Source organism: Streptomyces sp. HD (assembly GCF_028369295.1).
In the GTDB taxonomy this organism is placed as follows: Bacteria; Actinomycetota; Actinomycetes; order Streptomycetales; family Streptomycetaceae; genus Streptomyces.
The window spans coordinates 104,658-131,145 of sequence record NZ_JAQMYP010000028.1; the positions used below are offsets into that span (position 1 = coordinate 104,658).

At 70.0% G+C, this 26,488-nt stretch carries 25 protein-coding genes and 5 tRNA genes; 10 read left to right on the forward strand and 20 right to left on the reverse strand.

Annotated elements, in window-relative coordinates; translation table 11 throughout:
* The first annotated feature begins 72 nt into the window (after positions 1 to 72).
* The 3 genes from rpmB (at position 73) to POF73_RS26265 (ending at position 4,711) form a co-directional block, all read left to right on the forward strand.
* Positions 73 to 258: a 50S ribosomal protein L28 gene (gene rpmB / locus POF73_RS26255; RefSeq protein ID WP_003993230.1), complete on the forward strand. Its 186-nt coding sequence runs from the start codon at positions 73 to 75 to the stop codon at positions 256 to 258.
* Between the two features lie 155 nt (positions 259 to 413).
* The gene (locus tag POF73_RS26260; RefSeq protein ID WP_272120163.1) at positions 414 to 3,425 is read left to right on the forward strand and encodes a BTAD domain-containing putative transcriptional regulator; all 3,012 of its coding nucleotides are present in this window, start codon (positions 414 to 416) and stop codon (positions 3,423 to 3,425) included.
* 35 nt (positions 3,426 to 3,460) lie between these two features.
* The gene (locus POF73_RS26265; protein WP_272120165.1) at positions 3,461 to 4,711 is read left to right on the forward strand and encodes an FAD-dependent monooxygenase; all 1,251 of its coding nucleotides are present in this window, start codon (positions 3,461 to 3,463) and stop codon (positions 4,709 to 4,711) included.
* A gap of 4 nt (positions 4,712 to 4,715) precedes the next feature.
* Here POF73_RS26265 and thiD read toward each other — a convergent pair whose 3' ends face one another.
* Together thiD and POF73_RS26275 are read right to left on the reverse strand one after the other, a co-directional pair.
* Complete coding sequence (thiD, locus tag POF73_RS26270) at positions 4,716 to 5,507, reverse strand: bifunctional hydroxymethylpyrimidine kinase/phosphomethylpyrimidine kinase (RefSeq protein ID WP_272120167.1); 792 nt, start codon at positions 5,505 to 5,507, stop codon at positions 4,716 to 4,718.
* A complete protein-coding gene (locus POF73_RS26275) occupies positions 5,504 to 6,472 on the reverse strand; it encodes a thiamine-phosphate kinase (protein ID WP_272120170.1) in 969 nt (322 codons plus the stop codon). Before POF73_RS26275 ends, thiD begins: the two co-directional genes overlap by 4 nt.
* Positions 6,473 to 6,699: 227 nt before the next feature.
* Between POF73_RS26275 and POF73_RS26280 the strand changes: the two genes are divergently transcribed.
* A complete protein-coding gene (locus POF73_RS26280; protein ID WP_003997603.1) occupies positions 6,700 to 6,933 on the forward strand; it encodes an Lrp/AsnC family transcriptional regulator in 234 nt (77 codons plus the stop codon).
* Positions 6,934 to 6,953: 20 nt separating this feature from the next.
* Positions 6,954 to 7,463: a DUF3515 domain-containing protein gene (locus tag POF73_RS26285; protein WP_272120175.1), complete on the forward strand. Its 510-nt coding sequence runs from the start codon at positions 6,954 to 6,956 to the stop codon at positions 7,461 to 7,463.
* 12 nt (positions 7,464 to 7,475) lie between these two features.
* On the opposite strand, the gene POF73_RS26290 is transcribed toward POF73_RS26285, so the two are convergent.
* From POF73_RS26290 to POF73_RS26300, 3 genes are read right to left on the reverse strand one after another with little or no spacing between them, the layout of a single operon-like run.
* Complete coding sequence (locus POF73_RS26290) at positions 7,476 to 8,633, reverse strand: D-alanine--D-alanine ligase family protein (RefSeq protein ID WP_272120177.1); 1,158 nt, start codon at positions 8,631 to 8,633, stop codon at positions 7,476 to 7,478.
* 59 nt (positions 8,634 to 8,692) lie between these two features.
* Positions 8,693 to 9,703 carry an NAD(P)H-dependent glycerol-3-phosphate dehydrogenase gene (locus tag POF73_RS26295; RefSeq protein WP_272120179.1) on the reverse strand — a complete coding sequence of 337 codons (1,011 nt, stop codon included), beginning with the start codon at positions 9,701 to 9,703 and terminating at the stop codon, positions 8,693 to 8,695.
* A complete protein-coding gene (locus POF73_RS26300) occupies positions 9,700 to 10,488 on the reverse strand; it encodes a lysophospholipid acyltransferase family protein (protein WP_272120181.1) in 789 nt (262 codons plus the stop codon). Before POF73_RS26300 ends, POF73_RS26295 begins: the two co-directional genes overlap by 4 nt.
* 169 nt (positions 10,489 to 10,657) lie before the next feature.
* Between POF73_RS26300 and cofC the strand changes: the two genes are divergently transcribed.
* Both cofC and POF73_RS26310 read left to right on the forward strand, forming a co-directional pair.
* Entirely contained in the window at positions 10,658 to 11,374 is a 717-nt protein-coding gene (gene cofC, locus POF73_RS26305; protein WP_272120183.1) for a 2-phospho-L-lactate guanylyltransferase, read from the forward strand.
* A gap of 10 nt (positions 11,375 to 11,384) precedes the next feature.
* Entirely contained in the window at positions 11,385 to 11,588 is a 204-nt protein-coding gene (locus POF73_RS26310; protein ID WP_272120185.1) for a hypothetical protein, read from the forward strand.
* 75 nt (positions 11,589 to 11,663) lie between these two features.
* Here the strand turns inward: POF73_RS26310 and POF73_RS26315 are convergent, their stop codons facing one another.
* The 4 genes from POF73_RS26315 to leuC form a co-directional block, all read right to left on the reverse strand.
* Positions 11,664 to 12,311 (reverse strand): HU family DNA-binding protein, encoded by a 648-nt coding sequence (locus POF73_RS26315; RefSeq protein WP_272120187.1) that lies wholly within the window; start codon positions 12,309 to 12,311, stop codon positions 11,664 to 11,666.
* 139 nt (positions 12,312 to 12,450) lie between these two features.
* Complete coding sequence (locus POF73_RS26320) at positions 12,451 to 12,681, reverse strand: hypothetical protein (RefSeq protein WP_093910159.1); 231 nt, start codon at positions 12,679 to 12,681, stop codon at positions 12,451 to 12,453.
* Between the two features lie 286 nt (positions 12,682 to 12,967).
* On the reverse strand, positions 12,968 to 13,561 hold the full coding sequence (leuD, locus tag POF73_RS26325; protein WP_272120191.1) for a 3-isopropylmalate dehydratase small subunit: 594 nt from the start codon (positions 13,559 to 13,561) through the stop codon (positions 12,968 to 12,970).
* A 5-nt stretch (positions 13,562 to 13,566) separates the two neighbouring features.
* Entirely contained in the window at positions 13,567 to 14,997 is a 1,431-nt protein-coding gene (gene leuC, locus POF73_RS26330) for a 3-isopropylmalate dehydratase large subunit (RefSeq protein ID WP_272120194.1), read from the reverse strand.
* Between the two features lie 202 nt (positions 14,998 to 15,199).
* Between leuC and ndgR the strand changes: the two genes are divergently transcribed.
* The gene (gene ndgR, locus POF73_RS26335; protein WP_031485194.1) at positions 15,200 to 15,916 is read left to right on the forward strand and encodes an IclR family transcriptional regulator NdgR; all 717 of its coding nucleotides are present in this window, start codon (positions 15,200 to 15,202) and stop codon (positions 15,914 to 15,916) included.
* 89 nt (positions 15,917 to 16,005) lie between these two features.
* On the opposite strand, the gene POF73_RS26340 is transcribed toward ndgR, so the two are convergent.
* Positions 16,006 to 16,539, reverse strand: a complete 534-nt coding sequence (locus tag POF73_RS26340; RefSeq protein WP_272120200.1) for a DUF4188 domain-containing protein — start codon at positions 16,537 to 16,539, stop codon at positions 16,006 to 16,008.
* Between the two features lie 86 nt (positions 16,540 to 16,625).
* Here POF73_RS26340 and POF73_RS26345 point away from each other — a divergent pair, with 86 nt between their 5' ends.
* Positions 16,626 to 17,270, forward strand: a complete 645-nt coding sequence (locus POF73_RS26345; RefSeq protein ID WP_272120202.1) for a MerR family transcriptional regulator — start codon at positions 16,626 to 16,628, stop codon at positions 17,268 to 17,270.
* A gap of 53 nt (positions 17,271 to 17,323) precedes the next feature.
* Here POF73_RS26345 and POF73_RS26350 read toward each other — a convergent pair.
* The 10 genes from POF73_RS26350 to POF73_RS26395 all read right to left on the reverse strand — a co-directional run bounded on the left by POF73_RS26350 (position 17,324) and on the right by POF73_RS26395 (position 23,691).
* Positions 17,324 to 17,396 (reverse strand) — tRNA-Glu (locus tag POF73_RS26350).
* A gap of 44 nt (positions 17,397 to 17,440) precedes the next feature.
* Positions 17,441 to 17,512 (reverse strand) — tRNA-Gln (locus tag POF73_RS26355).
* 20 nt (positions 17,513 to 17,532) lie between these two features.
* Positions 17,533 to 17,605: transfer RNA gene (locus POF73_RS26360), tRNA-Glu, on the reverse strand.
* A 29-nt stretch (positions 17,606 to 17,634) separates the two neighbouring features.
* A tRNA-Glu gene (locus tag POF73_RS26365) sits at positions 17,635 to 17,707 on the reverse strand.
* Between the two features lie 21 nt (positions 17,708 to 17,728).
* Positions 17,729 to 17,800 (reverse strand) — tRNA-Gln (locus tag POF73_RS26370).
* A 93-nt stretch (positions 17,801 to 17,893) separates the two neighbouring features.
* Positions 17,894 to 18,646, reverse strand: a complete 753-nt coding sequence (locus POF73_RS26375) for an HAD family hydrolase (RefSeq protein ID WP_272120204.1) — start codon at positions 18,644 to 18,646, stop codon at positions 17,894 to 17,896.
* A gap of 36 nt (positions 18,647 to 18,682) precedes the next feature.
* Positions 18,683 to 20,899, reverse strand: a complete 2,217-nt coding sequence (locus tag POF73_RS26380) for a hypothetical protein (RefSeq protein ID WP_272120206.1) — start codon at positions 20,897 to 20,899, stop codon at positions 18,683 to 18,685.
* A gap of 166 nt (positions 20,900 to 21,065) precedes the next feature.
* Complete coding sequence (gltX, locus tag POF73_RS26385; RefSeq protein ID WP_272120208.1) at positions 21,066 to 22,550, reverse strand: glutamate--tRNA ligase; 1,485 nt, start codon at positions 22,548 to 22,550, stop codon at positions 21,066 to 21,068.
* Positions 22,543 to 23,328, reverse strand: a complete 786-nt coding sequence (locus POF73_RS26390) for a fumarylacetoacetate hydrolase family protein (RefSeq protein WP_272120210.1) — start codon at positions 23,326 to 23,328, stop codon at positions 22,543 to 22,545. Before POF73_RS26390 ends, gltX begins: the two co-directional genes overlap by 8 nt.
* 177 nt (positions 23,329 to 23,505) lie before the next feature.
* Complete coding sequence (locus POF73_RS26395; protein WP_272120212.1) at positions 23,506 to 23,691, reverse strand: hypothetical protein; 186 nt, start codon at positions 23,689 to 23,691, stop codon at positions 23,506 to 23,508.
* Positions 23,692 to 24,294: 603 nt separating this feature from the next.
* Here POF73_RS26395 and POF73_RS26400 point away from each other — a divergent pair.
* A partial coding sequence (locus tag POF73_RS26400; RefSeq protein WP_272120214.1) for a sensor histidine kinase occupies positions 24,295 to 26,488 on the forward strand: 2,194 nt, incomplete at its 3' end.

The following is a 26,488-nucleotide window of genomic DNA, read 5'->3' on the forward strand; positions in this document are numbered from 1 at the left end:
CTCAGATCCTAGATCTCGATCCCGGCATGCCGGGATTAACCGTAAGTGCATCTGAAGTCTTTGGAGTGACCCGTGGCTGCCAACTGCGACGTCTGCGGCAAGGGGCCGGGCTTCGGCAACAACATCTCGCACTCGCACCGCCGTACGTCCCGCCGCTGGAACCCGAACATCCAGCGCGTGCGTACCGTGGTCGGCGGGACGCCGAAGCGCGTGAACGCTTGCACCTCGTGCATCAAGGCCGGCAAGGTCTCGCGCTGACGCACAGCTAAGCGCGCGGCCACTGCTGGTTCGCTGCACAGAGCCGGTCCACCTGAGGGTGGGCCGGCTTTTTGCCGTACCTGACAACCGGCTGACCCGACCCCGCTCCCCCGACCCCGCTCCCTCCACCACACTGACCTGCCAGAATCCGGGGCATGCGCTTCGGCATCCTGGGCCCCCTGGACGTACGCACCGACGACGGCACGCCACTGGACCCCGGCGGACCCCGCCCCCGTGCGCTGCTCTCCCTGCTGCTCCTCGACGCCGGTCACGCGGTGTCCCCGCAGCGTCTGATCGACGGCCTGTACGGCGCCGAGCCGCCCGCCGGAGCCGCCAACGCCCTCCAGTCGCAGATCTCCCGTCTGCGCAGGCGCCTGGCCCCGCACACGGACATCGAGGCGGGGCCGGCCGGCTACCGGATCACCGTTCCGCCCGAATCCGTCGACGCCCACTGCTTCGAACGCCTGGCGCGCGAGGGGCGGGCCGCGCTCGCCGCCGGTGACCACGCGCGCGTGGCGCGTCTGCTCCGGGAGGCGCTCTCCCTGTGGCGCGGCCCGGCGCTGCCCGACCTGCCGGACACGCACGCCGAGCGCATCCGGCTCGAAGAGCTCAGGCCGGCCGCCGTCCAGGACCGGATCGAGGCGGATCTGGCACTCGGCGGCGGCTCCGATCTCGTACCGGAGCTGCGGTCCCTGCTCGCCGCGCACCCGCTCAGCGAGCGGCTGTACGGGCAGTTGATGCGGGCGCTGCACGCGGGAGGGCGGCCCGCGGAGGCGCTGACGGTGTTCGAGGAGGCGCGGCGGGCGCTCGCGGAGCAGCTGGGGGCCGACCCGTCGCTCGAGTTGTCCGCGCTGCATCTGGAGCTGCTCCAGGGGCAGCACAGCGAACGCCGAAGCGTCCCCGTCCAGCTCACCCGTTTCGTCGGCCGCGAGGCCGAACTGGCCGAGATCGACTCGGCGCTCGACGGCTCCCGTCTCGTCACGCTCACCGGCCCCGGCGGCGCCGGCAAGACCCGGCTGGCCATCGAGGTGGCGAGCGGGCACGCCGACGTCTGTTACGCCGAGCTGGCGCCCCTCACCGACGGTGCGCAGATCCCGTACGCCGTCCTGGTCGCCCTCGGTGTGCGCGACGGCTTCCGGACGCCCGCGACGGACGGCACCGAGCGGCTGTCGGCCGCGCTGGAGGAGCGCGAGCTGCTTCTCGTCCTGGACAACTGCGAGCATCTCGTGGCGGACGCGGCCCGGCTGGTGGCGCTGCTCCTCGGTGCGTGCCCCGGGGTGCGGGTGCTCGCCACCAGCCGTGAGTCCCTCGGGATCACCGGTGAGGTGCTGATCCCGGTGCCGCCGCTGCCGCCGGAGCCCGCCGGGCGGCTCTTCCTCGACCGCGCGCGGGCGGTGCGTCCCGGATTCGAGGGGCACACGCGTGTGGCCGACATCTGCGCCGCCCTGGACGGGCTGCCCCTCGCCATCGAGCTGGCGGCGGCCCGGTTGCGCACCCTAACCCCGGACGAGCTCGCCGACCGCCTCCACGACCGGTTCCGTCTGCTGTCCCGCGGCGACCGCTCCAAGGCGCCCCGGCATCGCACGCTGCGTGCCGTCGTGGAGTGGAGCTGGGATCTGCTGGAGGAGGAGGAGCGGGAGCTCGCGACGCGGCTGACGGTGTTCGCGGGCGGGGCCACCCTGGAGGCCGTGGAGGCGGTGTGCGCGACGGCGTATCCGGAGGATCTGCTGGCTTCGCTGGTGGAGAAGTCGTTCCTGGAGGTGTCCGAGGGGCGCTACCGGATGCTGGAGACCATCCGTGCGTTCGCCGCCGGGCAGCGCGTGGACGCCGCCGACGAGCACCGGTGGCGGGACGCCCACGCCGCGTACTTCCGGGCGCTGGCCGAGCGCGCGGAGCCCTGTCTGCGCGGCGGTGGGCAACTCCCCTGGCTGGCCCGCCTGGACGCCGAGCGGGACAACCTGGACGCGGCCCTGCGGCACCTGGTGGCCGCCGCACCCGAGGACGCCCTGCGGCTGATGGCGGCCCTGTCGTGGTTCTGGCGGCTGCGTACCCCGCACGGCGAGCAGGTGCCGTTGGCCCGCGCGCTCCTGGCAGCGGTCGGCGGGACGCCGCCCCCGGGACTGGCCGAGGAGTACGCCCTGTGCCTGATGAACACGGTCACCGGCCGCGGCGACGACCCCGGCGAACCCGGCCGCATCGCGCGCGTGGCCGCCCTCATGCACACCATGGACAAGCCGCTGCGGCTCCCGTTCATGATGGTCCTGTGGTCGCTGGCCGCCGGACCGCTGTACGCCGTGGCCGACGACCTGCTCGCCGTGCAGGTGCGCGGCGAACCGTGGGGCAGGGCGCTGCTGGACCTGGGGCTCGCCTACCGGGACCAGTTCACCGGCGACCCCGTGGCCGCCGAGGCCGCCTTCGCGCGCTCGCTGACCGGCTTCCGTGCGACCGGGGACCGCTGGGGCATGGCCAACTGCCTCGATCCGCTGGGCGGTTTCGCGGGCCGACGGGGCGAGTACGACCGCGCCCTGGAGTTGTTCGACGAGGGGCTGGGGTACGTCCGAGAACTGGACGCACCCGAGGAGACCTCCGACCTGCTGCGCTCCCGGGCCACCGTGCTGCTCCACCGCGGCGACGCCGAAGAGGCCGCGGGCCACTTCACGCAGGCCGCCGACCTGGCCCGTGAGGCGGGCGCTCCGGACAAGGTGGCCGCCGCCCGGCGCGGTCTCGGCGACGCGGCCCGGCTGACCGGGGACACCGCCCACGCGCGCGTGCACTACGAAAGCGCGCTTCAGGCCTGCGCGGCCAACTGGTTCAGTGTGGGCGAGACGGTCCTGATCCTCATCGGCCTCGGCCGCACGGCCGCTGCCGAGGGCGACCTCGACCAGGCCCGCGGCTGGTTCGCACAGGCCCGCACCCACGCCCTGGACTCGCCCGACGCCCTCGCCCTGGCGGCCGCCGCCGACGCCCTGGCCTCCGTCGCCCCGCACCCCGAGCGCGCGGCCGAACTCCTGGGCGCCGCCGAGGGCCTGCGGGGCGCCTCGGCCGAGGGTGACCCCGATGTCGTACGGACTCGGCGGGCGGTACACGCGAGGCTGTCCCCCGAGGCCTACGGCAAGGCCTTCGAACAGGGCCGCGCCCTGCGGTCAGCGGCGGTCAGCGAACGGTAGGAGGGCGGTCAGCGGCACCACCGAGGCTGCCGTACATGACGAACACGGCGAACACGGCGAACACGACCGACACGACGAGCGCGACGAACGCGACCCACGACCTCAGCCATCTCACCGTCCTGATCTCCGGCGCCAGCGTCGCCGGACCCGCCCTCGCGCTGAATCTGCTCCGCCACGGCGCGCGGGTCACCGTCGTCGAGAAGGCGCCCGAGCTGCGCGGCGGCGGATTCGCCGTCGACTTCCGGGGGCATGTGCACCGCAAGGTGCTCACCGAGATGGGCATCTGGGACGAGATCCACGCCCGCCAGACCCATATGGGGCGGCAGGTGGTCGTCGACGCGAACGGCGCCCCGAAGGTCGACCTGCCGTCGGAGATGATGAGCGGCGACGTGGAGATCTTCCGCGGCGAACTCGCGCGCCTGATGTACGAACGCACCCGGGACCGCGCGGAGTACATCTTCGGCGACTCGATCGCCACGCTCACCGACACGCCCCACGGTGTCGACGTCACCTTCGACCGCAGCCCCGCCCGCCGCTTCGACCTGGTGATCGGCGCGGACGGCCTGCACTCCCACACCCGCTCCCTCGCGTTCGGCGAGAACTCCGGCCACCTGCGCTTCTTCGACCACTACGTGGCCGGCTTCGGCATCCCCAACCACCTGGGCCTGGACCGCACCGGCCGGGTCTACAGCGAGCCCGGCCGGGCGATCGCGATCGGCAACTACGACGGCGATCCCGACCGTGCGGGCGCGCTGCTGGTCTTCCGGTCCGAGCGGCTGTCGTACGACCGCCAGGACGTGGCCGCACAGAAGCGGATCCTCGCCGACCGGTTCGCGGGCATGGGCTGGGAGGGGCCGAACGTCCTCAAGGCCCTGGAGACGGCCGACGACCTGTACTTCGACGCGATCGCCCAGATCCACGTCGAACGGCTCACCCGAGGGCGTGTGGCGCTGCTGGGGGACGCCGGGTACGGGGCGACCATGGGCGGGATGGGCACGGGGGTGGCGGTCGTAGGCGCGTATGTCCTGGCCGGTGAACTCGCCCTGGCCGGCGGCGATCACCGTACGGCGTTCGCCGCGTACGAGTCGCGGATCACGGCCTTCGCCAAGGGCTGCCAGAAGACCTCGGGCAACGCGGGCCCGTTCTTCGCGCCGGCCACCGAGCGGCGGATCCGCAGCCGGGACCGGATGTACCGGCTGCTCGCCTCCCGCCCGCTGGCGGCGTTCTTCAAGCGGCTCACCGAGAAGTCGGCGACCAACATCAAGTTGCCGGAGTACCCGGTGTGACGGGTTATGCGCGGGCCCTCAGGGCCCAGCCGTGGTCGACCGGCCCGATTCCGCCGCCGAGCGCGAATCCGGCGACGATCGCCGCGGTGACGTACTCCTTGGCCGCCGCCACCGCCTCCGGCACGGACTGTCCCTTGGCGAGCTGCGACGCGATCGCGGAGGCGAGGGTGCAGCCCGTGCCGTGGGTGTGCCGGTTGTCGTGGCGCGGGGCGCGCAGCCAGTGCTCCTCGGAGCCGTCGGTGAGCAGGTCCAGGGCGTCCCCCGAAAGGTGGCCGCCCTTCACGACGACCCAGCGGGGCCCGTACGCCAGCACGGCCGCCGCGGCCCGCCTGAGGTCGTCCTCGGACTCGACGTGCACCCCGGTGAGTTGGGCCACCTCGTCGAGGTTCGGCGTCGCCACGGTCGCGACCGGGAGCAGCTTGGTGCGGACGGAGTCCAGCGCGGAGGCCGCCAGCAGCGAGTCGCCGTGCTTGGAGACGCCCACCGGGTCAACGACGGCGGGCGCGTCCGTGCCGCCGATCAACTCGGCGACCGCCTCCACGAGTTCGGCCGAGGCGAGCATCCCCGTCTTGATCGCCTGGACGCCGATGTCGTCGACGACACTGCGGTACTGCGCCCGCACCGCCTCCACCGGCAACTCCCAGGCGCCCTGCACACCAAGGGAGTTCTGGGCGGTGACCGCCGTGATCACGCTCATGCCGTGCACGCCGAGCGCGAGCATCGTCTTCAGGTCGGCCTGAATGCCCGCGCCGCCGCCGGAATCGGAGCCCGCCACCGTGAGAACGCGCGGGATCATGACTCGATGTCCCCGCCGAAGTGGTCCCAGCCGCCCTTCTTGGTCCACGGCGCCCCGTCGACCGTCACCTGGGGCAGCGCGGAGGGGTTGAGGACCTCGCCGATCACCTTCCAGCGGGCCGGGAGCTTCACGTCCGGCGGGAAGGTGGCCACGATCGCGTGGTCCTCTCCCCCGGTCAGCACCCACTGCATGGGGTCGACGCCGACGGCCTGGCCGATGTCGTTCATCTGCGTCGGGATGTCGATCGCGCCGGACCGGATGTCGATACGGACCTTGCTGGCCTCGGCGATGTGTCCGAGGTCGGCGATCAGCCCGTCGCTCACGTCGCACATAGCGGTCGCGCCGAGCGCGGCGGCGGCCGGGCCCGCGTGATACGGCGGCTCGGGACGCCGGTGCGCCTCCACGAAGGCACGCGGCGAGCGGAATCCCCGGGCCAGCACGGCGTATCCGGCGGCGGACCAGCCCAGCCAGCCGGTCACGGCGACGCGGTCGCCGGGCTGCGCGCCAGCCCGTGTGACCGGCTCCTGGTTGCGCAGATCGCCGAGCGCGGTGATCGACACCATGATCGTGTCGCCCCGTACGACGTCCCCGCCGACCACGGAGGCGCCCGCGACCTGGCACTCGTCGCGCAGCCCGTCCATCAGCTCGCTCGGCCAGGTCACCGGGAGTTCGGCCGGCACGACCAGGCCGAGCAGCAGCGCGGTCGGTACGGCGCCCATGGCGGCGATGTCCGCGAGGTTCTGCGCGGCGGCCTTGCGGCCGACGTCGTAGGCCGTGGACCAGTCGCGGCGGAAGTGCCGTCCCTCCAGCAGGATGTCGGTGCTGGCCACGACCCTGCGGTCGGGCGCGGCCACCACCGCGGCGTCGTCGCCCGGGCCGACCCGGACCGCCGGGGTGGTGGTCAGACGGGAGGTGAGCTCCCTGATGAGCCCGAACTCACCGAGCTCACCAACAGTGCCCTTCATTACCCTTACGCCCCTTCTGTCCCTGTCCGCACCCGGTCGCGCGTCACTACGGTCCTCGCTACGGTCGAGGTGTACGTCAACTTCTGTCGTGCCCGAGAGCCTGCGGACAGGTTCTCGGCCCCGGCACGCGAGCCCCGGCCACCGCAGGTCTCCCCGCGACGAGCGGCGACGCGATACCGTGGCGTTCCTTTTCCCCACATGATCCTCGTGGCCGCCCTGGAGGTTCCGTGGTACAGGCGTACATCCTGATCCAGACGGAGGTCGGCAAGGCGTCGACCGTCGCCGAGACGATCAGCAAGATCCCTGGAGTCATCCAGGCCGAGGACGTGACGGGACCCTACGACGTCATCGTGCGCGCCCAGGCCGACACAGTCGACGATCTGGGTCGCATGGTGGTCGCGAAGGTCCAGCAGGTGGACGGCATCACCCGCACCCTGACCTGCCCGGTCGTCCATCTGTAGCCCCCGTCTACCCTTGGCCGGTGAACTCTTTCCGTCACCGGCACACTTCTGTCCTCGGGCTGCCCGCACTCGTCCTGCTGATCACCGCCGCGGGCTGCTCATCAGCAGACGACAGCGGGTCGGCCGCGGTTCCCAGCCCCGACACGACGGTGGCCGGGCTGTGCCGGAAGCTGGACAAAGTACTGCCGGCCAAGGTGGACGGTGTGCGCCGCGAGGACCCCTCGCCCGCGTCCGCGCTGACCGCGGGCTGGGGGGACCCGGCGATCATACTGCGGTGCGGGGTCACGCGACCGCCGAAGATGGTCGACCCCGACGTGGCCGAGGGACACGACGCCGACGCGGTTCCGGGTGGGGTCGAGGGTGTCGACTGGCTGATGGAGAAACAGGACGGCGGGGCGCATCGTTTCACCACCGCCAATCGAAACGCGTATGTCGAGGTGACGGTGCCTGCCGGGCGCGACAGCTCGGGTGTGCTGATCGACCTGGCGTCGGCGATCAAGAAGGCGATTCCGAAGCGGACGACCTACTGAGCGCCGCGGGGTTCAGCGCAGGCCCGTCGACCTGCGCAGTGCCGCCTGGATCAGCCGGTCGATCAGGTCCGGGTAGCTGATCCCGCTGGCCTGCCACATCTTCGGGTACATCGAGATCGGCGTGAAACCGGGCATCGTGTTGATCTCGTTGATCACGAACTCGCCGTCCTCGGTGAGGAAGAAGTCCGCGCGCACCAGGCCCTCGCAGGAGGCCGCCTCGAAGGCGTCCACGGCCAGGCGCTGCACCTCGGCCGTCTCCTGAGGCGTGAGGGGTGCCGGGACGATGCCGGGCGTGGAGTCGATGTACTTGGCCTCGAAGTCGTAGTACGCGTGCGTGTCCGGCGGCGGGATCTCCGCGGGGACGGAGGCGCGCGGGCCGTCCTCGAACTCCAGCACACCGCACTCGATCTCACGGCCGCGCAGCGCCGCCTCGACCAGGATCTTCGGGTCGTGCCGCCGGGCCTCGGCGATCGCGTCGTCCAGGCCGGAGAGGTCCTCGACCTTGGTGATGCCGATCGACGAACCCGCGCGCGCGGGCTTCACGAACAACGGCCAGCCGTGGTCGCCGGCGAGGTCGATGATCTTCTTGCGGGCGGCGGACTCGTCCTGCTCCCACTCACGCGGCCGGATCACCACGTACGGGCCCACCTTGAGCCCGAACGAGGTGAACACCCGCTTCATGTACTCCTTGTCCTGGCCGACGGCCGAGGCGAGCACGCCCGAACCGACGTACGGGACACCGGAGAGCTCCAGCAGCCCCTGGAGGGTGCCGTCCTCGCCGTAGGGGCCGTGCAGCACCGGGAAGACCACATCGATCTCGCCGAGCGCCTTGGGCACCGATCCGGGCTCGGTGTAGACGACTTCGCGGTTCGCGGGGTCGACGGGGAGCACCACGCCGCCCTCGCTCGACTCCGCCATCTGCTCGACGTTGGGCGTACGGCGTTCGGTGATCGCCATGCGCTCCGGTTCGTCGGCGGTGAGCACCCATCGGCCGCCCTGCGTAATGCCGATCGGCAGGACGTCGTACTTCGTCCGGTCGATCGCGCGCAGTACGGCGCCTGCGGTGACCATGGAGATCCCGTGCTCGGAGCTGCGACCGCCGAACACGACGGCCACGCGCGGCTTGCGGGGCGGCTGGCCAGGGCTCTGGGGGAGGTTCTCGGTGCTCATATCGCGTTGAGAGTACCCGTTGGTAGGGCCCTGAGACAGCGTGCCCGGGCGGGCGTCGCTCAGCGTCGTTCGGGCTTCGCGCTGCGCGACATCAGCTCCTTGAGAGCGACGACCGGCGGCTTGCCCTCGTGCACGATGCCGACGACCGTCTCGGTGATCGGCATGTCGACGCCGTGCCGACGGGCCAGATCCAGCACGGACTCACAGGACTTGACGCCCTCGGCGGTCTGCTTGGTGACCGCGATGGTCTCCTCCAGCGTCATGCCCTTGCCGAGGTTCGTGCCGAAGGTGTGGTTCCGGGACAGCGGCGAGGAACAGGTCGCCACCAGGTCGCCGAGGCCCGCGAGTCCGGAGAACGTCAGCGGGTCGGCACCCATCGCGAGGCCCAGCCGGGTGGTCTCGGCGAGCCCGCGGGTGATCAGCGAGCCCTTGGCGTTGTCGCCGAGGCCCATTCCGTCCGCGATGCCGACGGCGAGGCCGATGACGTTCTTCACGGCTCCGCCCAGTTCGCAACCCACCACGTCCGTATTGGTGTACGGCCGGAAGTACGGCGTGTGGCAGGCGGCCTGGAGACGCTGGGCGACGGACTCGTCGGTGCACGCGACCACGGCCGCGGCGGGCATGCGGGAGGCGATCTCGCGGGCCAGGTTGGGGCCGGTGACCACGGCGATGCGGTCCTGGCCGACCTTGGCCACGTCCTCGATGACCTCGCTCATCCGCATGGTGGTGCCGAGTTCGACGCCCTTCATCAGCGACACCAGGACCGTGCCCGGCGCCAGCATCGGCGTCCACTCGGCGAGGTTGGCGCGCAGGGTCTGGGAGGGGACGGACAGCACCGTGAAGTCGGCGCCGGCCATGGCCTCGGCGGGGTCCGTGGTCGCCCGCACGGCCTGCGGGAGCTCGACGCCGGGGAAGTAGTCGGGGTTCGTCCGGGTCGAGTTGATGGCCTCGGCGACCTCCGCGCGACGGGCCCACAGGGTGACCTCGCACCCCGCGTCGGCGAGGACGATACCGAAGGCCGTGCCCCACGAACCGGCGCTCAGAACTGCCGCCTTGACGGGCTTGCTCACGTGCCCTGCCCCTCTTCCTGCTCGGCCTTCGCCTGCTGCGCCCGCCTGTTCTGCGCGGCGGTCCTGCGTCGCTGCTCGATGCGCTCCTGGCGCGGGTCGTACGGGGTGTCGGGCGCCTTCTCGCCGCGGATGTCCTCCAGCTGGCGGGTGATGGCGGCCATGATGACCTCGGTCGCCTCCTTCAGCAGCTCCGGGGTCATCTCCTGGTCGTAGAAGCCGGAGAGGTCCACGGGCGGGCCCGCGAGCACCTGGTGCGTCTTGCGCGGAAGGAGGTTGAGCTTCTTGGCGTACGGCGGCAGCAGTTCGTTGGCCCCCCACTGCGCGACCGGGATCACCGGGCACTTGGTCTGCAGGGCGACGCGTGCGGCACCGGTCTTGGCGGTCATGGGCCACTGGTTCGGGTCCCGGGTGATGGTGCCCTCCGGGTAGAACGCCACGCACTCGCCGCGCTCCACGGCGTTGATCGCGGCGCGGAAGGCGCTCAGCGCGTCCGTCGTCTCCCGGTAGACGGGGATCTGCCCGGTGCCGCGCATCGCAGCGCCGACGAATCCCTTCTTGAAAAGCCCGCTCTTCGCCAGGAATCGCGGGACCCGGCCGGTGTTGTACTGAAAGTGCGCGTACGCGAAGGGATCGATGTGCGAATTGTGGTTCACCGCGGTGATAAATCCGCCCTCGGCCGGAATGTGCTCCATTCCACGCCAGTCCCGCTTGATCAGAACCACCAGCGGTGGTTTGCAGATCACCGCGGCGAAGCGGTACCAGAAGCCGATTCTGCGGCGGGGCACGCGTGCACCTTCCTCTAGGGGTCAAGGACGTCGGGCCGGTGGGCCGCACAAGTGTCACCCCAGGCCGCCGGTCTGTCGAGAACACCGTACGCCTCGCCACAGCCACCACCAGATGGCGCTGGTGACGGCTGAGTGACAATGGCCGCGACAAGAGAGGGACGGAACGCTGGTGCAGTGGACCTTGGTCGTACCCCTGAAACCCCTGGCGCGGGCCAAGAGCAGGCTCTCGGACACCGCGGCGGACGGGCTGCGCCCGGGCCTGGCCCTCGCCTTCGCGCAGGACACCGTGGCCGCGGCACTGGCCTGCCCGGCCGTGAAGGATGTGGCAGTCGTCACGGACGACGCCCAGGCGGGCCGCGAGCTGGGCGCACTTGGCGCGCACATCGTCCCCGACGAGCCTGGCGGCGGCCTGAACGCGGCACTGGCGCATGCGGCAGCGGTCGTCCGCGCCTCCCGCCCCGACAGCGCCGTAGCGGCACTGAACGCCGATCTCCCCGCCCTGCGCCCCTTGGAATTGGCCCGGGTCCTGGACTCGGCGGCGGAATTCCCGCGCGCATTTCTCCCCGATGCCGCCGAGATCGGCACCACATTGCTGGCCGCTGCCCCCGGCCACGAATTGCGCCCGGCATTCGGCACGGATTCCCGCGCCCGCCATCGCGAGTCCGGCGCGATGGAACTCGACCTCGGCGAGGTGGATTCAGTACGCCAGGACGTGGACACCGGCGAGGATCTACGGGCCGCACTGGCCCTGGGCGTGGGCCCGCGAACAGCAGCGGCAGCAGCACGCCTACTGATCGACGAGCAGCAGCTGCCACGCCCTATAGGGGCGCGGGGAACTGCGCGACCGGCCCCCACGGCGCCGCACCCGAAACACGACCCGTCGTAGGCTGACCACCATGCAGGCCACCGCATACACCTACGACGCCGAATCCCGCTCGGGCAGCGTCCTCCTGGACGACGGCACCCCCGTCCCCTTCGACGCCCCCGCCTTCGACGCCGGCGGCCTCCGTCTGCTGCGCCCCGGCCAACGGGTCCGCATCGAGACCGAGGGCAAGGGCGAGTCACTGCACATCACGCTGGTGACGCTGCAGACGTTCTGAAACCGCACGCGAACACGCCGCGGGCCGGACTCCACACGGAGTCCGGCCCGGCGCGTGAGTGCCCCTGATGCGGTCCTACCTCTTGCGAGCGGTCGCCTTCTTGGCGGTGGTCTTGCGAGCCGTCGACTTCTTGGCGGGCGCCTTCTTGGCCGTCGCCTTCTTCGCCGGCGCCTTCTTGGCCGTCGCCTTCTTGGCGGTGGTCTTCTTCGCCGCGGTCGTCTTCTTGGCGGCGGCCGTGGTCTTCTTCGCCGTCGTCTTCTTCGCCGTGGTCTTCTTGGCGGCAGCCGTGGTCTTCTTGGCCGTCGTCTTCTTCGCAGTCGCCTTCTTCGCCGCGGCCGCCTTGGTGGTCTTCTTCGCGGCGGCCTTCTTGACCGTCGCCGCGGCACCACCGGTCAGGCTGCCCTTGGGCGCCTTCTTGACGGCGACCTCGCCGCCCCGCGGGAGCTTCTTCGAGCCGCTCACCAGGTCCTTGAAGCCCTGACCCGCACGGAATCGCGGAACGGAGGTCTTCTTGACCCGAACCCGCTCGCCCGTCTGAGGGTTGCGGGCGTAACGGGCCGGACGGTCGACCTTCTCGAACGAACCGAAGCCGGTGACGGAGACCCGCTCACCAGCGACGACCGCGCGGACGATCGCGTCCAGTACGTGGTCGACAGCCTCGGCGGCCTGCTGGCGGCCGCCCATCTTGTCGGCAATCGCTTCTACGAGCTGCGCCTTGTTCACGTCTTCCCCTTCGGAGACATCGCCAGAACGAAAGTGTTCAAGCTTTTTCGCACGTTAGGCAGATATATACCGCAAATCAAACACGAAACGGGCTAATCACCCTTGTGCCGCAACAGACTCGACTGTCTCGAAGGTGTTCTCAGCGTTCCTCTTCGGGGAATCGCCCCGCGTCGAGGTCCGCGATGAACCGCTCCAGACGCCTTGTCGCTTCGGCGACGTCGTGCTTGGCCGCGGCCGTAATGACCAGCAGCTTCCGGGTCAGCGCCATCCGTACGCCCTCCGGGACTTGCAGTGCGCGCACTCTTGTGTGCGCTTCCTTCAGTTGGTCCGCGACTGCCGCATAGAGCTCAAGTTGGCCGTCGTGTTCCATGCACAGATTGTGCCATCTGGGGCGAGTTGTCGCCTGCCAGGGGTCCAACTCCAGCCTCAAATGGCCTTCGGAGCACTTGCGAAAGCCTCGATCGCACCACTCGTGTACCCGTGCAACACCCGCTTTAACGTGGGAAGTTGAGTTGTGCGCGGCGTCGGCACAGGACCGTTCGGGTGCAGACATGGCAGTACCCCCGATCGGGCTGATCGGGGGTACTGCGGGGGTGCTTCGGTGTCCGAAAGTCGCCTTGCGTTCGAGCCGGGGGGCGAACCGGAGCGGCTTCGGCTCAGATCTGGAGCGTGCGCGGCTTGAACGACGGCCGCTTCGCCTCGTAGGCGGCGATGTCGTCCTCGTTCTGGAGGGTGATCGAGATGTCGTCGAGGCCGTTCAGCAGCCGCCAGCGGGAGTTCTCGTCCAGCTCGAAGGGGGCGGTGATGCCCTCGGCGCGCACCTCACGAGCCTCAAGGTCCACAGTGACCTCGGCCGTCGGGTCCTTCTCCGTGAGCTCCCACAGCGCGTCCACGATCTTCTGCTCCAGAACCACCGTGAGCAGGCCGTTCTTGAGCGAGTTACCGCGGAAGATGTCCGCGAAGCGCGAGGAGATGACGGCCTTGAAGCCGTAGTTCTGCAGCGCCCACACGGCGTGCTCACGGGAGGAGCCGGTGCCGAAGTCTGGGCCGGCGACCAGCACCGTGGCGCCTTCGCGCTCGGGCCGGTTGAGGACGAACTCCGGGTCCTTGCGCCAGGCCTCGAACAGCCCGTCCTCGAACCCGTCCCGCGTGACCTTCTTGAGCCAGTGAGCAGGGATGATCTGGTCGGTGTCGACGTTGGAGCGGCGCAGCGGAACGGCCCGGCCGGTGTGCGTGGTGAATGCTTCCATGACTCTCAGACTCCAGCGGGCGTACGGGTCTCGGCGTCGGACAGGTCGGCCGGGGAGGCCAGGTGGCCCAGCACGGCGGTCGCGGCGGCGACCTGCGGAGACACCAGGTGCGTACGACCACCCTTGCCCTGCCGGCCCTCGAAGTTGCGGTTGGAGGTGGACGCGGAGCGCTCACCGGGGGCCAGCTGGTCCGGGTTCATGCCGAGACACATGGAGCAGCCCGCGTGCCGCCATTCGGCGCCGGCGTCCTTGAAAACGACGTCCAGGCCCTCGGAGACGGCCTGCAGCCCCACCCGCGCGGAGCCGGGGACGACCAGCATCCGTACGCCGTCAGCGACTTTGCGGCCCTTGACGAGCTCGGCAGCGGCGCGCAGGTCCTCGATACGACCGTTGGTGCAGGAGCCTACGAAGACGGTGTCCACCTTGATGGAGCGCAGCGGCTGACCGGCCTCCAACCCCATGTATTCCAGGGCCTTTTCGGCGGCGAGGCGCTCCGAAGCGTCTTCGTACGAAGCAGGATCGGGGACGGACGCCGAAAGCGGCGCGCCCTGGCCCGGGTTGGTGCCCCAGGTGACGAACGGCGACAGCTCGGCGGCCTCGATGACGACCTCGGCGTCGAACTCGGCGTCCGCGTCGGTCTTCAGCGTCTTCCAGTACGCGACGGCCGCGTCCCAGTCCTCGCCCTTGGGGGCGTGCGGGCGGCCCTCCAGGTAGTCGAAGGTGGTCTGGTCGGGGGCGATCATGCCCGCGCGGGCGCCGGCCTCGATCGACATGTTGCAGATGGTCATCCGGGCCTCCATCGAGAGCTTCTCGATGGCCTCGCCGCGGTACTCCAGGACGTAGCCCTGGCCGCCGCCCGTGCCGATCCTGGCGATGATCGCCAGGATCAGGTCCTTGGCGGTGACGCCCTCAGGCAGCTCGCCGTTGACCGTGATGGCCATGGTCTTCGGGCGGACCAGCGGCAGCGTCTGGGTGGCCAGCACATGCTCCACCTGGGAGGTGCCGATGCCGAACGCCAGACCGCCGAAGGCGCCGTGCGTGGAGGTGTGCGAGTCGCCACAGACGACGGTCATGCCCGGCTGGGTCAGGCCCAGCTGCGGGCCCACGACGTGCACGACACCCTGCTCGACGTCGCCCAGCGGGTGCAGGCGCACGCCGAACTCGGCGGCGTTCTTGCGCAGCGTCTCCAGCTGGACCCGGGAGACCGGGTCGGCGATGGGCTTGTCGATGTCGAGGGTCGGGGTGTTGTGATCCTCGGTGGCGATGGTCAGGTCGAGGCGGCGCACCTGGCGACCGCTCTTGCGAAGGCCGTCGAAGGCCTGCGGGCTGGTCACCTCGTGCAGCAGGTGCAGATCGATGAAGAGGAGGTCGGGCTCGCCCTCGGCGCGCCGGACGACATGGTCGTCCCAGACCTTCTCCGCGAGTGTCCTACCCATCGCTTTCCCTCCGGCCGGCTTACGGTCCGCCGGCCCAACTAGAGATCTTGAGGAGGCGACTGCCGCCCGCGCCCCTGTGTACGGACGCCCGCCGCCGGGCCCGTTTCGTTTCGCGGGCCGCTCTGCCTTCGTTCTTCCAGAGTGGCGTGTTCCACGGAAAATTGAACTTGCGTTTCACAGAGTGAGACGCGAGTATCGTTTCATGGACAACAGTAGCGGCGTCGGCGTTCTGGACAAGGCAGCCCTTGTCCTGAGCGCCCTGGAGTCCGGTCCGGCCACCCTCGCAGGGCTCGTCTCGGCCACCGGACTGGCACGACCCACGGCCCATCGACTGGCCGTGGCTCTGGAACACCACCGCATGGTGGCGCGTGACATGCAGGGCAGGTTCATTCTGGGCCCTCGGCTCGCGGAGCTGGCCGCGGCCGCCGGTGAGGACCGTCTCCTCGCCACGGCGGGCCCGGTCCTCACCCATCTCCGTGACGTGACCGGCGAGAGCGCACAGCTCTACCGCCGCCAGGGCGACATGCGCATCTGCGTCGCCGCGGCGGAACGCCTGTCCGGCCTGCGGGACACGGTCCCGGTCGGCTCGACGCTCACGATGAAGGCGGGTTCCTCGGCCCAGATCCTCATGGCCTGGGAGGAGCCGGAGCGCCTGCACCGGGGCCTGCAGGGCGCCCGCTTCACGGCCACCGCCCTGTCCGGCGTACGACGCCGCGGCTGGGCCCAGTCGATCGGCGAGCGCGAGCCGGGCGTCGCGTCCGTCTCCGCGCCGGTCCGCGGCCCCTCCAACCGCGTGGTGGCCGCCGTGTCGGTCTCCGGCCCCATCGAGCGCCTGACCCGTCACCCGGGCCGTATGCACGCCCAGGCGGTCATCGACGCCGCCGCCCGCCTCTCCGAGGCCCTGCGCCGCACGGGCTGACGTACCGGACCACACGGGAACGTCAGCGGGGAGGGCCCGCCTCAACGCCGCGGCAGGCCCTCCCCGATCCCCCCCGGATCCCCCCCTGGTCACCCGGCCTTCTCGGCCGCCTTCTGCTCCGCCCCGGCCGCCGACCGGTACGCGAAACGATCCTTGGCGTACCGCCCCCGCCGCTCCACCGGCACCTGACCGTGGGCCCCCGCGAGCCCGAACGCCGGCATGTCGAAGTAGATCGACTCGTACGACCCCTCGGGCACGACGTACGCCTCGTGCCACAGCCCCACATGCCCGCGCGCCTTCCCCGCCTTCTCCTTGCGGTTGAAGACCGCCCAGGCCCGGTGATGGAACATCTCCGGCGCATGCGCGTAGGCGTAGAGCTTCTCCTTGGACTCCCAGTACTGGACGACGTAGTACGTCCGCGGCGAGGCCGTCAGCATCACGCGCCCCAGCAGCCCCCGGTCAGCGTCCCGCGCAAGCTCCCCAAGCATGCGGAACATCGACAGCATGACCGGCAGCCACTGGTGCACCGCCCAGAAGTGATTGACCCGCATCCCGATCAGCAGGACCACCACATCGCCCTCGGTATCCGCGGTCGTACGGCCCGGCACCGGCTTCGCGAACATGACAGCCTCACTCCTTCATCGGATAGCGGCGTTATCCTTCTGGTCGGTGCTTGGATAGTGGCACTTCCCAAGGAGAGGCGCAAGAGATGCGGCTGGCGGAGCTCAGTGAGCGCAGTGGGGTGTCCACCGCGACGATCAAGTACTACCTGCGCGAAGGGCTGTTGCCGCCCGGCCGCCAGATCAACACGACGACCGCCGAGTACGACGAGGAGCACCTGCGCCGACTCCGGCTGATCCGCGCGATGATCCAGGTCGGCCGGGTTCCGGTGGCGACGGTCAGGGAGGTGCTGGGGCATGTCGACGACGACTCCCTGCCCCGCGCGATCCGCCTGGGCGCCGCGATGTGGGCGCTGCCGCAAGTGCCGGAGCCGGACGAGGACGACGAGTACGTCCGGGCCGCGCACGAGGAGGTCACCCTGCTCATGGAGCAGCTCGGCTGGGAGAACGCCAAGCAGCTCGCGACCATCTCCCCCGCGTACCGCTCACTGGTGGTGGCGGTGGCGGCGTTCCGCCGGCTCGGTTACGGCTTCGGGGCCGAACTGCTCGCGCCGTACGCCGAGTTGATGCACCGGACGGCCGCCCTCGACCTGGACAACATGGAGACGTACGCATCGGAGGCGGAACGGATCGAGTTCGCGATCCTGGGGGCGATCCTCAACGAGCCGGTGCTGCAGGCGCTGCACCGGCTGGCCCAGGAGGAGGAGACGACGCGGCGATACGGCTTCGAGTGATCCGCACCGGGCACGACGAAGGCCCTCCGCCGAAGCGAAGGGCCTTCATGTTGTACCCCCGACCGGATTCGAACCGGCGCTACCGCCTTGAGAGGGCGGCGTGCTAGGCCGCTACACAACGGGGGCGTGGAGCCTGCTGGCGTTTAGTACTACACCGCCGCAGGTCCGAGCTGGTCTACCTGGACTCGAACCAAGACTAACTGAACCAGAATCAGTCGTGCTGCCAATTACACCATAGACCAATGTGGTTTAGACCAGTCAGTACCCCCGACCGGATTCGAACCGGCGCTACCGCCTTGAGAGGGCGGCGTGCTAGGCCGCTACACAACGGGGGCCCTAGCGATCCCGACATGATCGGAATCAGTACCCCCGACCGGATTCGAACCGGCGCTACTGCCTTGAGAGGGCAGCGTGCTAGGCCGCTACACAACGGGGGCGTTGCAGATGAGCTCTGCGAGCTGGCCTACCTGGACTCGAACCAAGACTAACTGAACCAGAATCAGTCGTGCTGCCAATTACACCATAGGCCACTGGAACGCAAGCCCCTGAGGGGGATCTTGTTCTAGTTTGCTCCTCCGGGTTTCCGGCCTTTCGGCCCGCTCTCCGGCGGCGCAGGAAGAACATTACCCGAAGGTGGACGGGGCTCCAAAACGGGTATCCGAGCCAAGGAGCGCGGGGAGTTCGGCCAGGGTGGCGATCCGGTGCGGGCTGCCGTTCGCCGGGGCGGCCGCGTCGTCGCTGGTGTACGCGCCGTCACGGTCGATCCACACCGACAGCAGCCCGGCGTCCGCGGCACCGCGCCCGTCGATCTCCGGGTGATCGCCGACATACGCCACCTGGTGCGGGGCGAGCTCCAGGGCCGCGCAGGCCGCGTGGAAGGCGCCGGCCTCCGGCTTGGAGACGCCCAGCTCGGCCGCGCACAGGATCGCCTCGAAGCGGTCGTGCACACCGAGCACCCGCAGCTTGCGGTCCTGGACGTGGATGCTGGAGTTGGACAGCACCGCGTGCCGGTGGCTGGCGGCGAGGACGTCCAGGACGGGCAGGACGTCCGGGAAGAGGGCCCAGGCGGTCTCGTAGTGCCCGATGTACCGCTCGAACCAGGCGTCGGCCTCGGCGTCGGTCAGCTCCTGCCCGAGGAACACCCGCACACGGTCGCGTCGCTGGCCCTGGAAGGTGACCTCCCCCGCCGAGAACCGCGCCCACTGCGCGTCGGTGATCACCCGCCAGCGCACAAGGGCCTGCTCGGCACTGTCGTACCCGTCGAGCAGACCCTCGGCCAGCAGGTGCTCCCGAATTCCGGCACGGTCGGCGGCGGTGTAGTCGAAGAGGGTGTCGTCGACGTCCCAGACCACGGCTTTGATCGGCCGAGTACTCATGATCCGACGGTAACGCGGACGGCGCGAACCTGTCCGTCAGTTGACCGTGGTCGTGCCGGTCGCGGTGACGGCTGGTCCCAGGCCGTCACGGGGTTCCGCGGTCAGCTTCCAGGTGTACGTGCCGGTGAGCCGGCGGCCGTCGTCCCAGTTGCCGTCCCAGGCGGCGCGTGCTGCGGCCCCCTTCGTGGCGCCGGTGAGAGGGCGTACGACCGTGCCGCCGCTGTTGCTCAAGGTGAGTGTCCAGGTGGCGGGCTTGTTGAGCTGCCAGACGGGCTGCCAGGGGTTCGACTTGGTAGGTCCGCTTGGCACGGGGTCGGTCTGGGCCTCCATCTGCGCGAGCGCGGAGGCGGGGACCCCGCTGCCCACGGTCGACACCTCGCCGGATGTGCCGTTGAGGTAGGCGATGTGACCGCCGAAGCGGTCGACGGCCCAGCGGCCGTTGCTGCCGCCGGTGTTCCAGTCCGCGGTGGGCAGCCTGAGCAAGGTGCGGGTGGCTGCCGTGCCGGTGTGGAAGTCGGTGAGCAGCAGCTCGTGGGTGGTGCGGTTCTCACGCAGCAGGTAGCCGTCGGCGAGGCGGGCCGGCCCGTTGTCGGCCGGGACCGTGATCTTCCGGTTGGTCGCCCGGTCGTAGACGCCCGCGGAAGTGCCACAGGACCAGTACAGCCAGGTGTTGACCGCCTGGATGTCGGCGGGCGTGCAGGACGCTCCGGTGGCCACCGTGGCGACCGTCTGGCCGGTCTTGAGGTGGGTGCCGACGACGGAGCCCTGGGTGGTGCCGGGGGTCCACATCACCTGGCCCCAGACCGCGGCGGCGGTGCGGGCGCGGGTAAGGGTGGTCGCGCCGTCGTTCGTGGCGCCCGGGAAGTCGACGACCCGCTGGGTGCCGGAGCCTCCGTTGTAGAGCACGTAACGGCCGCTGCCGCTGGGGATACGGCCGCCGGAGTCGCCGTCCGTGGGCTCGTTGCGGATGGTCGTGGTGTCGAGGCCGACGCTGAGGACGGACTCCTTGCCCTCGGCATTGGTCCACAGATAGGAGACGCGGCCGTCGCCCAGGGCCTCCAGCTGGGGGCAGGCGGCGTCGCCGGTGAGGCAGGTGGTCCCGTTCAGTGCGGGACTGCGAGGGGTCTGCTGACCGGTGGGCCTGCCCGTCGCGTCGAGCTGGAAGCTGTTGAAGCGGGCGTAGCCGCCGCCGGTCGTCCCGCCGTACAGGAACAACTCGCCGCCGGCCAGGGCCAGTCCGTCGACGGGGACGGCGTAGGCGGGGATCCGGGCGACCTTCTCGGTGGTGACCGCGCCGTCCTGCGTGGGCGTGATGCGGTGGATGTTCCAGTCGAGGCTGGAGGGTCCGGCGGTGGCGAGCGCGCCGCCGTCCAGGGTCGGGCCGATCCCGCCGAAGGACGAACTGAGCACGGTGCTGACGGCGTCGGTCACCAGGGAGCGTGCGCTCAGTGCGGGCTTGGTGCCGACTTCGACGAAGTCCGGGTTGCCGAAGAGGAGTTGGTCGCCGACGACGGCTTCGACCTGGCCGGGGCCGGGAGGGTACGAGGTGGGCTCGGTGCCGGGCTCGGCGTCGACCCGGATCGCCTTCCAGCCCGCTACGAGCCAACGGTCGTTGAAGACGACCCCTGAGTCCGCGTACAGGCCGCTCACGTAGGTGCGGAAGGCTCCGCCCGCGAGGTCGACGAGGCCGGCGGAGGTCGTGCCGTCCAGCTTGTAGACGACCGCGAGCCGACTGACCGAGCCGCCGGTGACGTAGGCGGTGGGCTGAGCTCCCGTGGGGAATCCGGTGACCGGGAGGTCCGCGGTGGTGCCGTCGGCGGCGGCGCGCAGTACGTGCAGGGCGCCGGTGGTGTCCCGGGTGAGCACGCTCCAGCCGACGGCGGCCGCGTAGGTCTGGCCGGACGGGATCGTGACGGTGGCGGTGACGTTCGTGGAGCGGTGCCGCTGGGTCACGGCAAAGTCGCTGCGGGTGGTGACGACATCGGTGCCGGTGGCCAGGTCGTCGGGGCCGGCGTGCGCGGGCGGTACGACGTTCGGGTACTCCACCCGGGTGGCGGGGCCACCGATGGCGGGCCGGTACTGGAATCCGGACACGCCGGCCCACCCGTACGCGATCTCGATCTGCCTCTCCGTGCTGAGCTGGACCGTCCCCACGGGCGAGTCCGCGGCCTGCGCAGGTGTGATCGGCAGGGCACACGTCAGGGCCACCGCCCCGCTGAGCGCCACCTTGGCAAGTCTTCGTGAACGAGTCACGTTCTCCTCCCCCTACGACAAGGTGCACACGCGCATCATGTGCACGGGGAGCATCCAACGTCCGCTCGGCAAGCGGCTGTTGGCCGGAAGGGTGAACTCCGGGTGACGGCTGGGCGGACATGCGAAGGGCGGCGCCCGAACCGGACGCCGCCCCGCTGTGAATGCGTTATGCGGCCAGCTTCGTCAGCGCCGCGTCGATCCGGGCCAGGGTCGTCTCCTTGCCCAGGACCTCCAGGGACTCGAAGAGCGGCAGGCCGACCGTGCGGCCGGTGACGGCGACACGGACCGGGGCCTGGGCCTTGCCGAGCTTGAGGCCGTGGGCCTCGCCGGCGGCCAGGACGGCCTCCTTCAGAGAGTCCGGGGAGGACCAGTCGGCCGACTCCAGCTTCTCGCGGGCCGTGCGGAGCAGGGCGTCCGAGCCCTCCTTCATCGCCTTCGTCCAGGACGCCTCGTCGAAGACCGGCTCCGTGAGGAACAGGAAGTCGACATTGTCCGTGATCTCCGACAGGACCTTCAGGCGGGTCTGCGCGTGCGGGGCGATCGCCTGCCACTTCACCTCGTCGAAGGCCCCCGGGGCCCAGGGGGCGAACGGGGCCTGGAGCCACGGGCGGCAGCGCTCGGTGAAGTCCTTCACATCGAGCAGGCGGATGTGGTCGCCGTTGATCGACTCGCACTTCTTCAGGTCGAAGCGGGCCGGGTTGGGCTGCACGTCCGCGACGTCGAACGCCGCGACCATCTCGTCCATCGTGAAGATGTCCTGGTCGGCCGAGAGCGACCAGCCGAGCAGGGAGAGGTAGTTGAGCAGGCCCTCCGGCAGGAAGCCGCGCTCGCGGTAGAGGTTCAGCGACGACTGCGGGTCGCGCTTGGAGAGCTTCTTGTTGCCCTCGCCCATCACATACGGCAGGTGGCCGAAGGCCGGGATCTGCTTGGCGATGCCCAGCTCGGTCAGCGCCTTGTACAGGGCGATCTGGCGGGGCGTCGAGGAGAGCAGGTCCTCGCCGCGCAGGACGTGGGTGATCTCCATGAGGGCGTCGTCGACCGGGTTGACGAGCGTGTAGAGAGGCGCGCCGTTGGCGCGGACGATGCCGTAGTCCGGGACGTTCTCCGGAGTGAAGGTCAGCTCGCCGCGGACCAGGTCGGTGAAGGTGATCGTCTCGTCCGGCATCCGGAAGCGGACGATGGGCTCACGGCCCTGCGCCTTGTACTCCTCGACCTGCTCGGCGGTGAGGTCGCGGCAGTGGCCGTCGTAACCCGACGGCTTGCCCGCCGCCCGAGCTGCCTCGCGGCGGGTGTCCAGCTCCTCCTGCGAGCAGTAGCAGCGGTAGGCGTGGCCGCCGTCCAGGAGCTTCTGCGCGACCTCCTTGTAGAGGTCCATGCGCTGCGACTGGCGGTACGGTGCGTGCGGGCCTCCGACCTCGGGGCCCTCGTCCCAGTCGAAGCCGAGCCAGCGCATCGAGTCGAGCAGCTGGTTGTACGACTCCTCGGAGTCGCGGGCCGCGTCGGTGTCCTCGATACGGAAGACCAGAGTGCCCTGGTGGTGCCGGGCGAACGCCCAGTTGAACAGGGCGGTGCGGACCAGGCCCACATGGGGGTTACCGGTGGGCGAGGGGCAGAAACGGACGCGTACGGGAGAGCCGGGTGCGCTAGCCACGCTTGACAACCTTGTTGGTGAGAGTGCCGATGCCTTCGATGGTGACGGCGACCTCGTCGCCGACGTTGAGGGGCCCGACGCCTGCCGGGGTGCCCGTGAGGATGACGTCGCCGGGGAGCAGCGTCATGGCCTCGGAGATGTTGACGACCAGGTCCTCGATGGAGTGGATCATCTCGCTGGTACGGCCGAGCTGGCGCTGTTCGCCGTTGACCGTGAGCTGGATCGTCAGGTCGGACGCGGTCTCGACGTCCAGGCCGGTCTCGACCCAGGGGCCCAGCGGGCAGGACGTGTCGAAGCCCTTGGCCCGGGCCCACTGCTTCTCGCGCTTCTGGACGTCCCGGGCGGTGATGTCGTTGGCGCAGGTGAAGCCGAAGATCACGTCCTTCACGCGCTCGCGCGGGACCTCGCGGCACATACGGCCGATGACGACGGCCAGTTCGGCCTCGTGGTGGAGGTCCTCGGTGAAGGACGGGTACTGGATCTCGTCGCCGGGGCCGATCACCGCGGTGGACGGCTTGAAGAAGGCGAACGGGGCGTCCGGCACGTCGTTGCCGAGTTCGCGGGCGTGCTCGGCGTAGTTGCGGCCGAACGCCACCACCTTGTTGGGGAGGACCGGCGGCAGCAGCCTCACCTTGCTCAACGGGACCTTCGTACCGGAGAGCTCGAAGTCCGCGAACGGGATGCCCTTGATGATGTCGAGGACTAGCTCGTCCGGCCTGTCGCCCTCGACCGCGCCGAAGGCGACGTTCCCGTCGATGGAGAATCTGGCGATACGCACGGGATCCTGGCGCCCCTCACTGAACCTGCTGGAGTCTGACGCTCCAGGCTAGCGCGGTGTGGGGCGGGCGCCTCGCGCATTACGCGGGCGCCCTGGCCCTCGTACGGAACCGGCGTGCCGATCGGATCCGGACCGAGAGTTCGTACGTGACTGAACGACCGGTCGTTCGCCCGCGTACTACTGGGCGGTGGCGGTGACGGGGATCTCTTCGAGGATGGTGCGCCTGGGGTTCGCGGTCTGAGCAGGAAGGTCGACGGAGTGCTCCGGGTGCTGCGGGGTCTGCAGTTCGTCGGCGTCGGCGAGGTGCGCCAGCGTCGTGCGCCGCGGGTTGGCTATCGTGCGGAACATCGTCGTCGTCTTCACGGTTGCACTGAGTCCTGTCGTGACGAAGCGCCGGGACCGGCCTCGTGGGGCCTCGGTCCGGGCGCGAGTTGGCAGAAGCATTCCTCTTGTAAAGCGTCAGGCTAAACACGCGATTCCCACGGGAAGTCGCCAGGACCCTCGATCTGTATGTGAGTTTCCTCACGGATCCAGGGATAAATCGGTCAATTCAGACCGGCAATCGATCCCAATGAAACGGACATTGCCCCCCTGAACCCATCATTCCGCTCCTGATCATGGCGACTGGGACACCTTTCACCCATGAGCGGCTCGCGGGTATAAGTCCGTTATGGGTGGGATAAGTTTCTACGGCTGGTAATCTCGCCCTCACGTGGTGTCACGTATGTCACGGCTCGACCTACGGGCCTTGTTGGAGATCCTGCACTGTGCTGGAATTCCACGGACCGCCGCAGGATCGAGCCGGCGCACAGGGGGCGCATCGAGCGCCGAGTGGCGGTGAGAAGGGGGAGCCAGCGCCGGTCCATCAACACCATCAGGGAGCGTGCTCAGGATGCTCCCTGCTACGCCGACACCGTGCTCGTCCGCTCACGCGGAAGGGCGCCTGGTCCAGAGGTTGCGACGCTAGTGCAGGGACGTTTCAAGAGGGATGGCAGCGCTTCGGCAGAGCCGGAGCACGGCGGGACCGACCGAGGTCCCTCGCCCCAGCACGCCCAGAACCCGGGCCCGGCCCAGTCGGTCGACGGCGGCGAGCGCTCCGGGCGCCCCGCCGTGTCGGCGTCCCCGGGAACGGGCGGCCCCACCCCACCGCCGCCGGCCAAGAAGCCTTCGAAGGGGTCCTCGGGCCCCGGCTCGCGAATAGCCCTGCGCAACTGGCGTATCTCCACGCGCCTCGTGGCACTGCTGACCCTGCCGGTGGTCGCGGCCACCTCGCTGGGCGCCCTGCGCATCAGCGACAACATGGACGACATCCAGCAGCTGGAGAACATGAAGCTGCTGACGGACATGACCAAGCGGGCCACCGAGCTCGCCGCCGCGCTCCAGGAGGAGCGCGACCAGTCCGCCGGTCCGCTCGCACACGGCGCCAAGGCGACCGACTACACGGTCAAGGGCTACCGGGACAAGTCGGACCGGGCCCGGGACAGCTTCGTCGAAGCCTCCGAGGAGATCGACAACAGCAGCAAGGACGGCAACCTCAAGGGCGTCCGCGACAACATCGTCCAGCTCGTCCGTGAACTGGGCAGCCTCTCCGAGGTCCGCAACGACGCCTACCAGGCCGACGGCAACTCCACGCAGACCGTGGAGGCCTACCACCGGGTGATCACCCACCTGCTGGACCTCTCGCAGGACATGGCCGAGGCGACCAGCAACCCGGACATGATCCAGAGCACGCGTGCGCTGGCCGCCTTCTCCTCGGCCAAGGAGTACGCCTCCATCCAGCGCGCGGTCCTCGCCGCGGCGCTCCCGGCGAGCAATACCGCCAAGAGCGACCTGTCGGAGAACGACCGGCTGTACGCCGACTCCGCACTGGAGAGCCAGAAGTCCGAGCTGCGCAGCTTCAAGAGCATCTACGGCACTGAAGGCGCCGAGGAGCTCCTGAAGCCGATCGGCGACGGCAACGCGACGATCAAGGCCAGCGACACCTACGCCAACCGCGCCCTCACCTCCCCCACCGGTCTGCAGTCGCTGGACAAGCGCTCGTACCGGGACTGGGTGGACGACAGCACCACCAAGATCCAGCAGATGCGCGCCATCGAGACGACGCTGCTGGAGGACATGGAGCAGAAGGCCCGCGAGCTGCGCAACGAGTCCGAGCGCGAAGCGATCATCTCCGGTGCGCTCATCCTGCTCGTGCTCGGTGTCTCGCTGGTCGGCGCCTTCGTCGTGGCCCGCTCCATGATCCGCTCGCTGCGCCGCCTGGAGGAGACCGCCACCAAGGTCGCCCAGGACCGGCTGCCCGAGCTGGTCAAGCAGCTGTCCGAGTCCGACCCGCAGGACGTCGACACGTCCGTGGAGTCGGTCGGTGTGCACTCCCGGGACGAGATCGGCCAGGTGGCCGCGGCCTTCGACGACGTGCACCGCGAGGCGGTCCGCCTCGCCGCCGAGCAGGCCCTTCTGCGGGGCAACGTCAACGCGATGTTCACCAACCTCTCGCGCCGCTCCCAGGGCCTCATCCAGCGCCAGCTCTCGCTGATCTCCGAACTGGAGTCCCGCGAGGCCGACCCGGACCAGCTCTCCTCGCTGTTCAAGCTCGACCACCTCGCGACGCGTATGCGCCGTAACGGTGAGAACCTCCTCGTCCTCGCGGGTGAGGAGCCCGGCCGTCGCTGGACCCGCCCGGTCCCGCTGGTCGACGTGCTCCGTGCCGCCGCGTCCGAGGTGGAGCAGTACGAGCGCATCGAGCTGGCCTCCGTGCCGACCACCGAAGTGGCCGGCCGTGTGGTCAACGACCTCGTGCACCTGCTCGCCGAGCTCCTTGAGAACGCCACCTCGTTCTCCTCCCCGCAGACCAAGGTCAAGGTCACCGGTCACGCCCTGCCCGACGGCCGGGTGCTGATCGAGATCCACGACACCGGTATCGGCCTCTCCCCCGAGGACCTCGCCGCGATCAACGAGCGGCTCGCCTCGCCGCCCACCGTGGACGTCTCCGTCTCCCGCCGCATGGGCCTCTTCGTGGTCGGTCGTCTGTCGCAGCGGCACGGCATCCGCATCCAGCTGCGCCCGTCCGACTCCGGTGGCACGACCGCGCTGGTCATGCTCCCCGTCGACGTCGCCCAGGGCGGCAAGAAGCCCGCTCCGGGCAAGCCCGGCCCGAACGGCC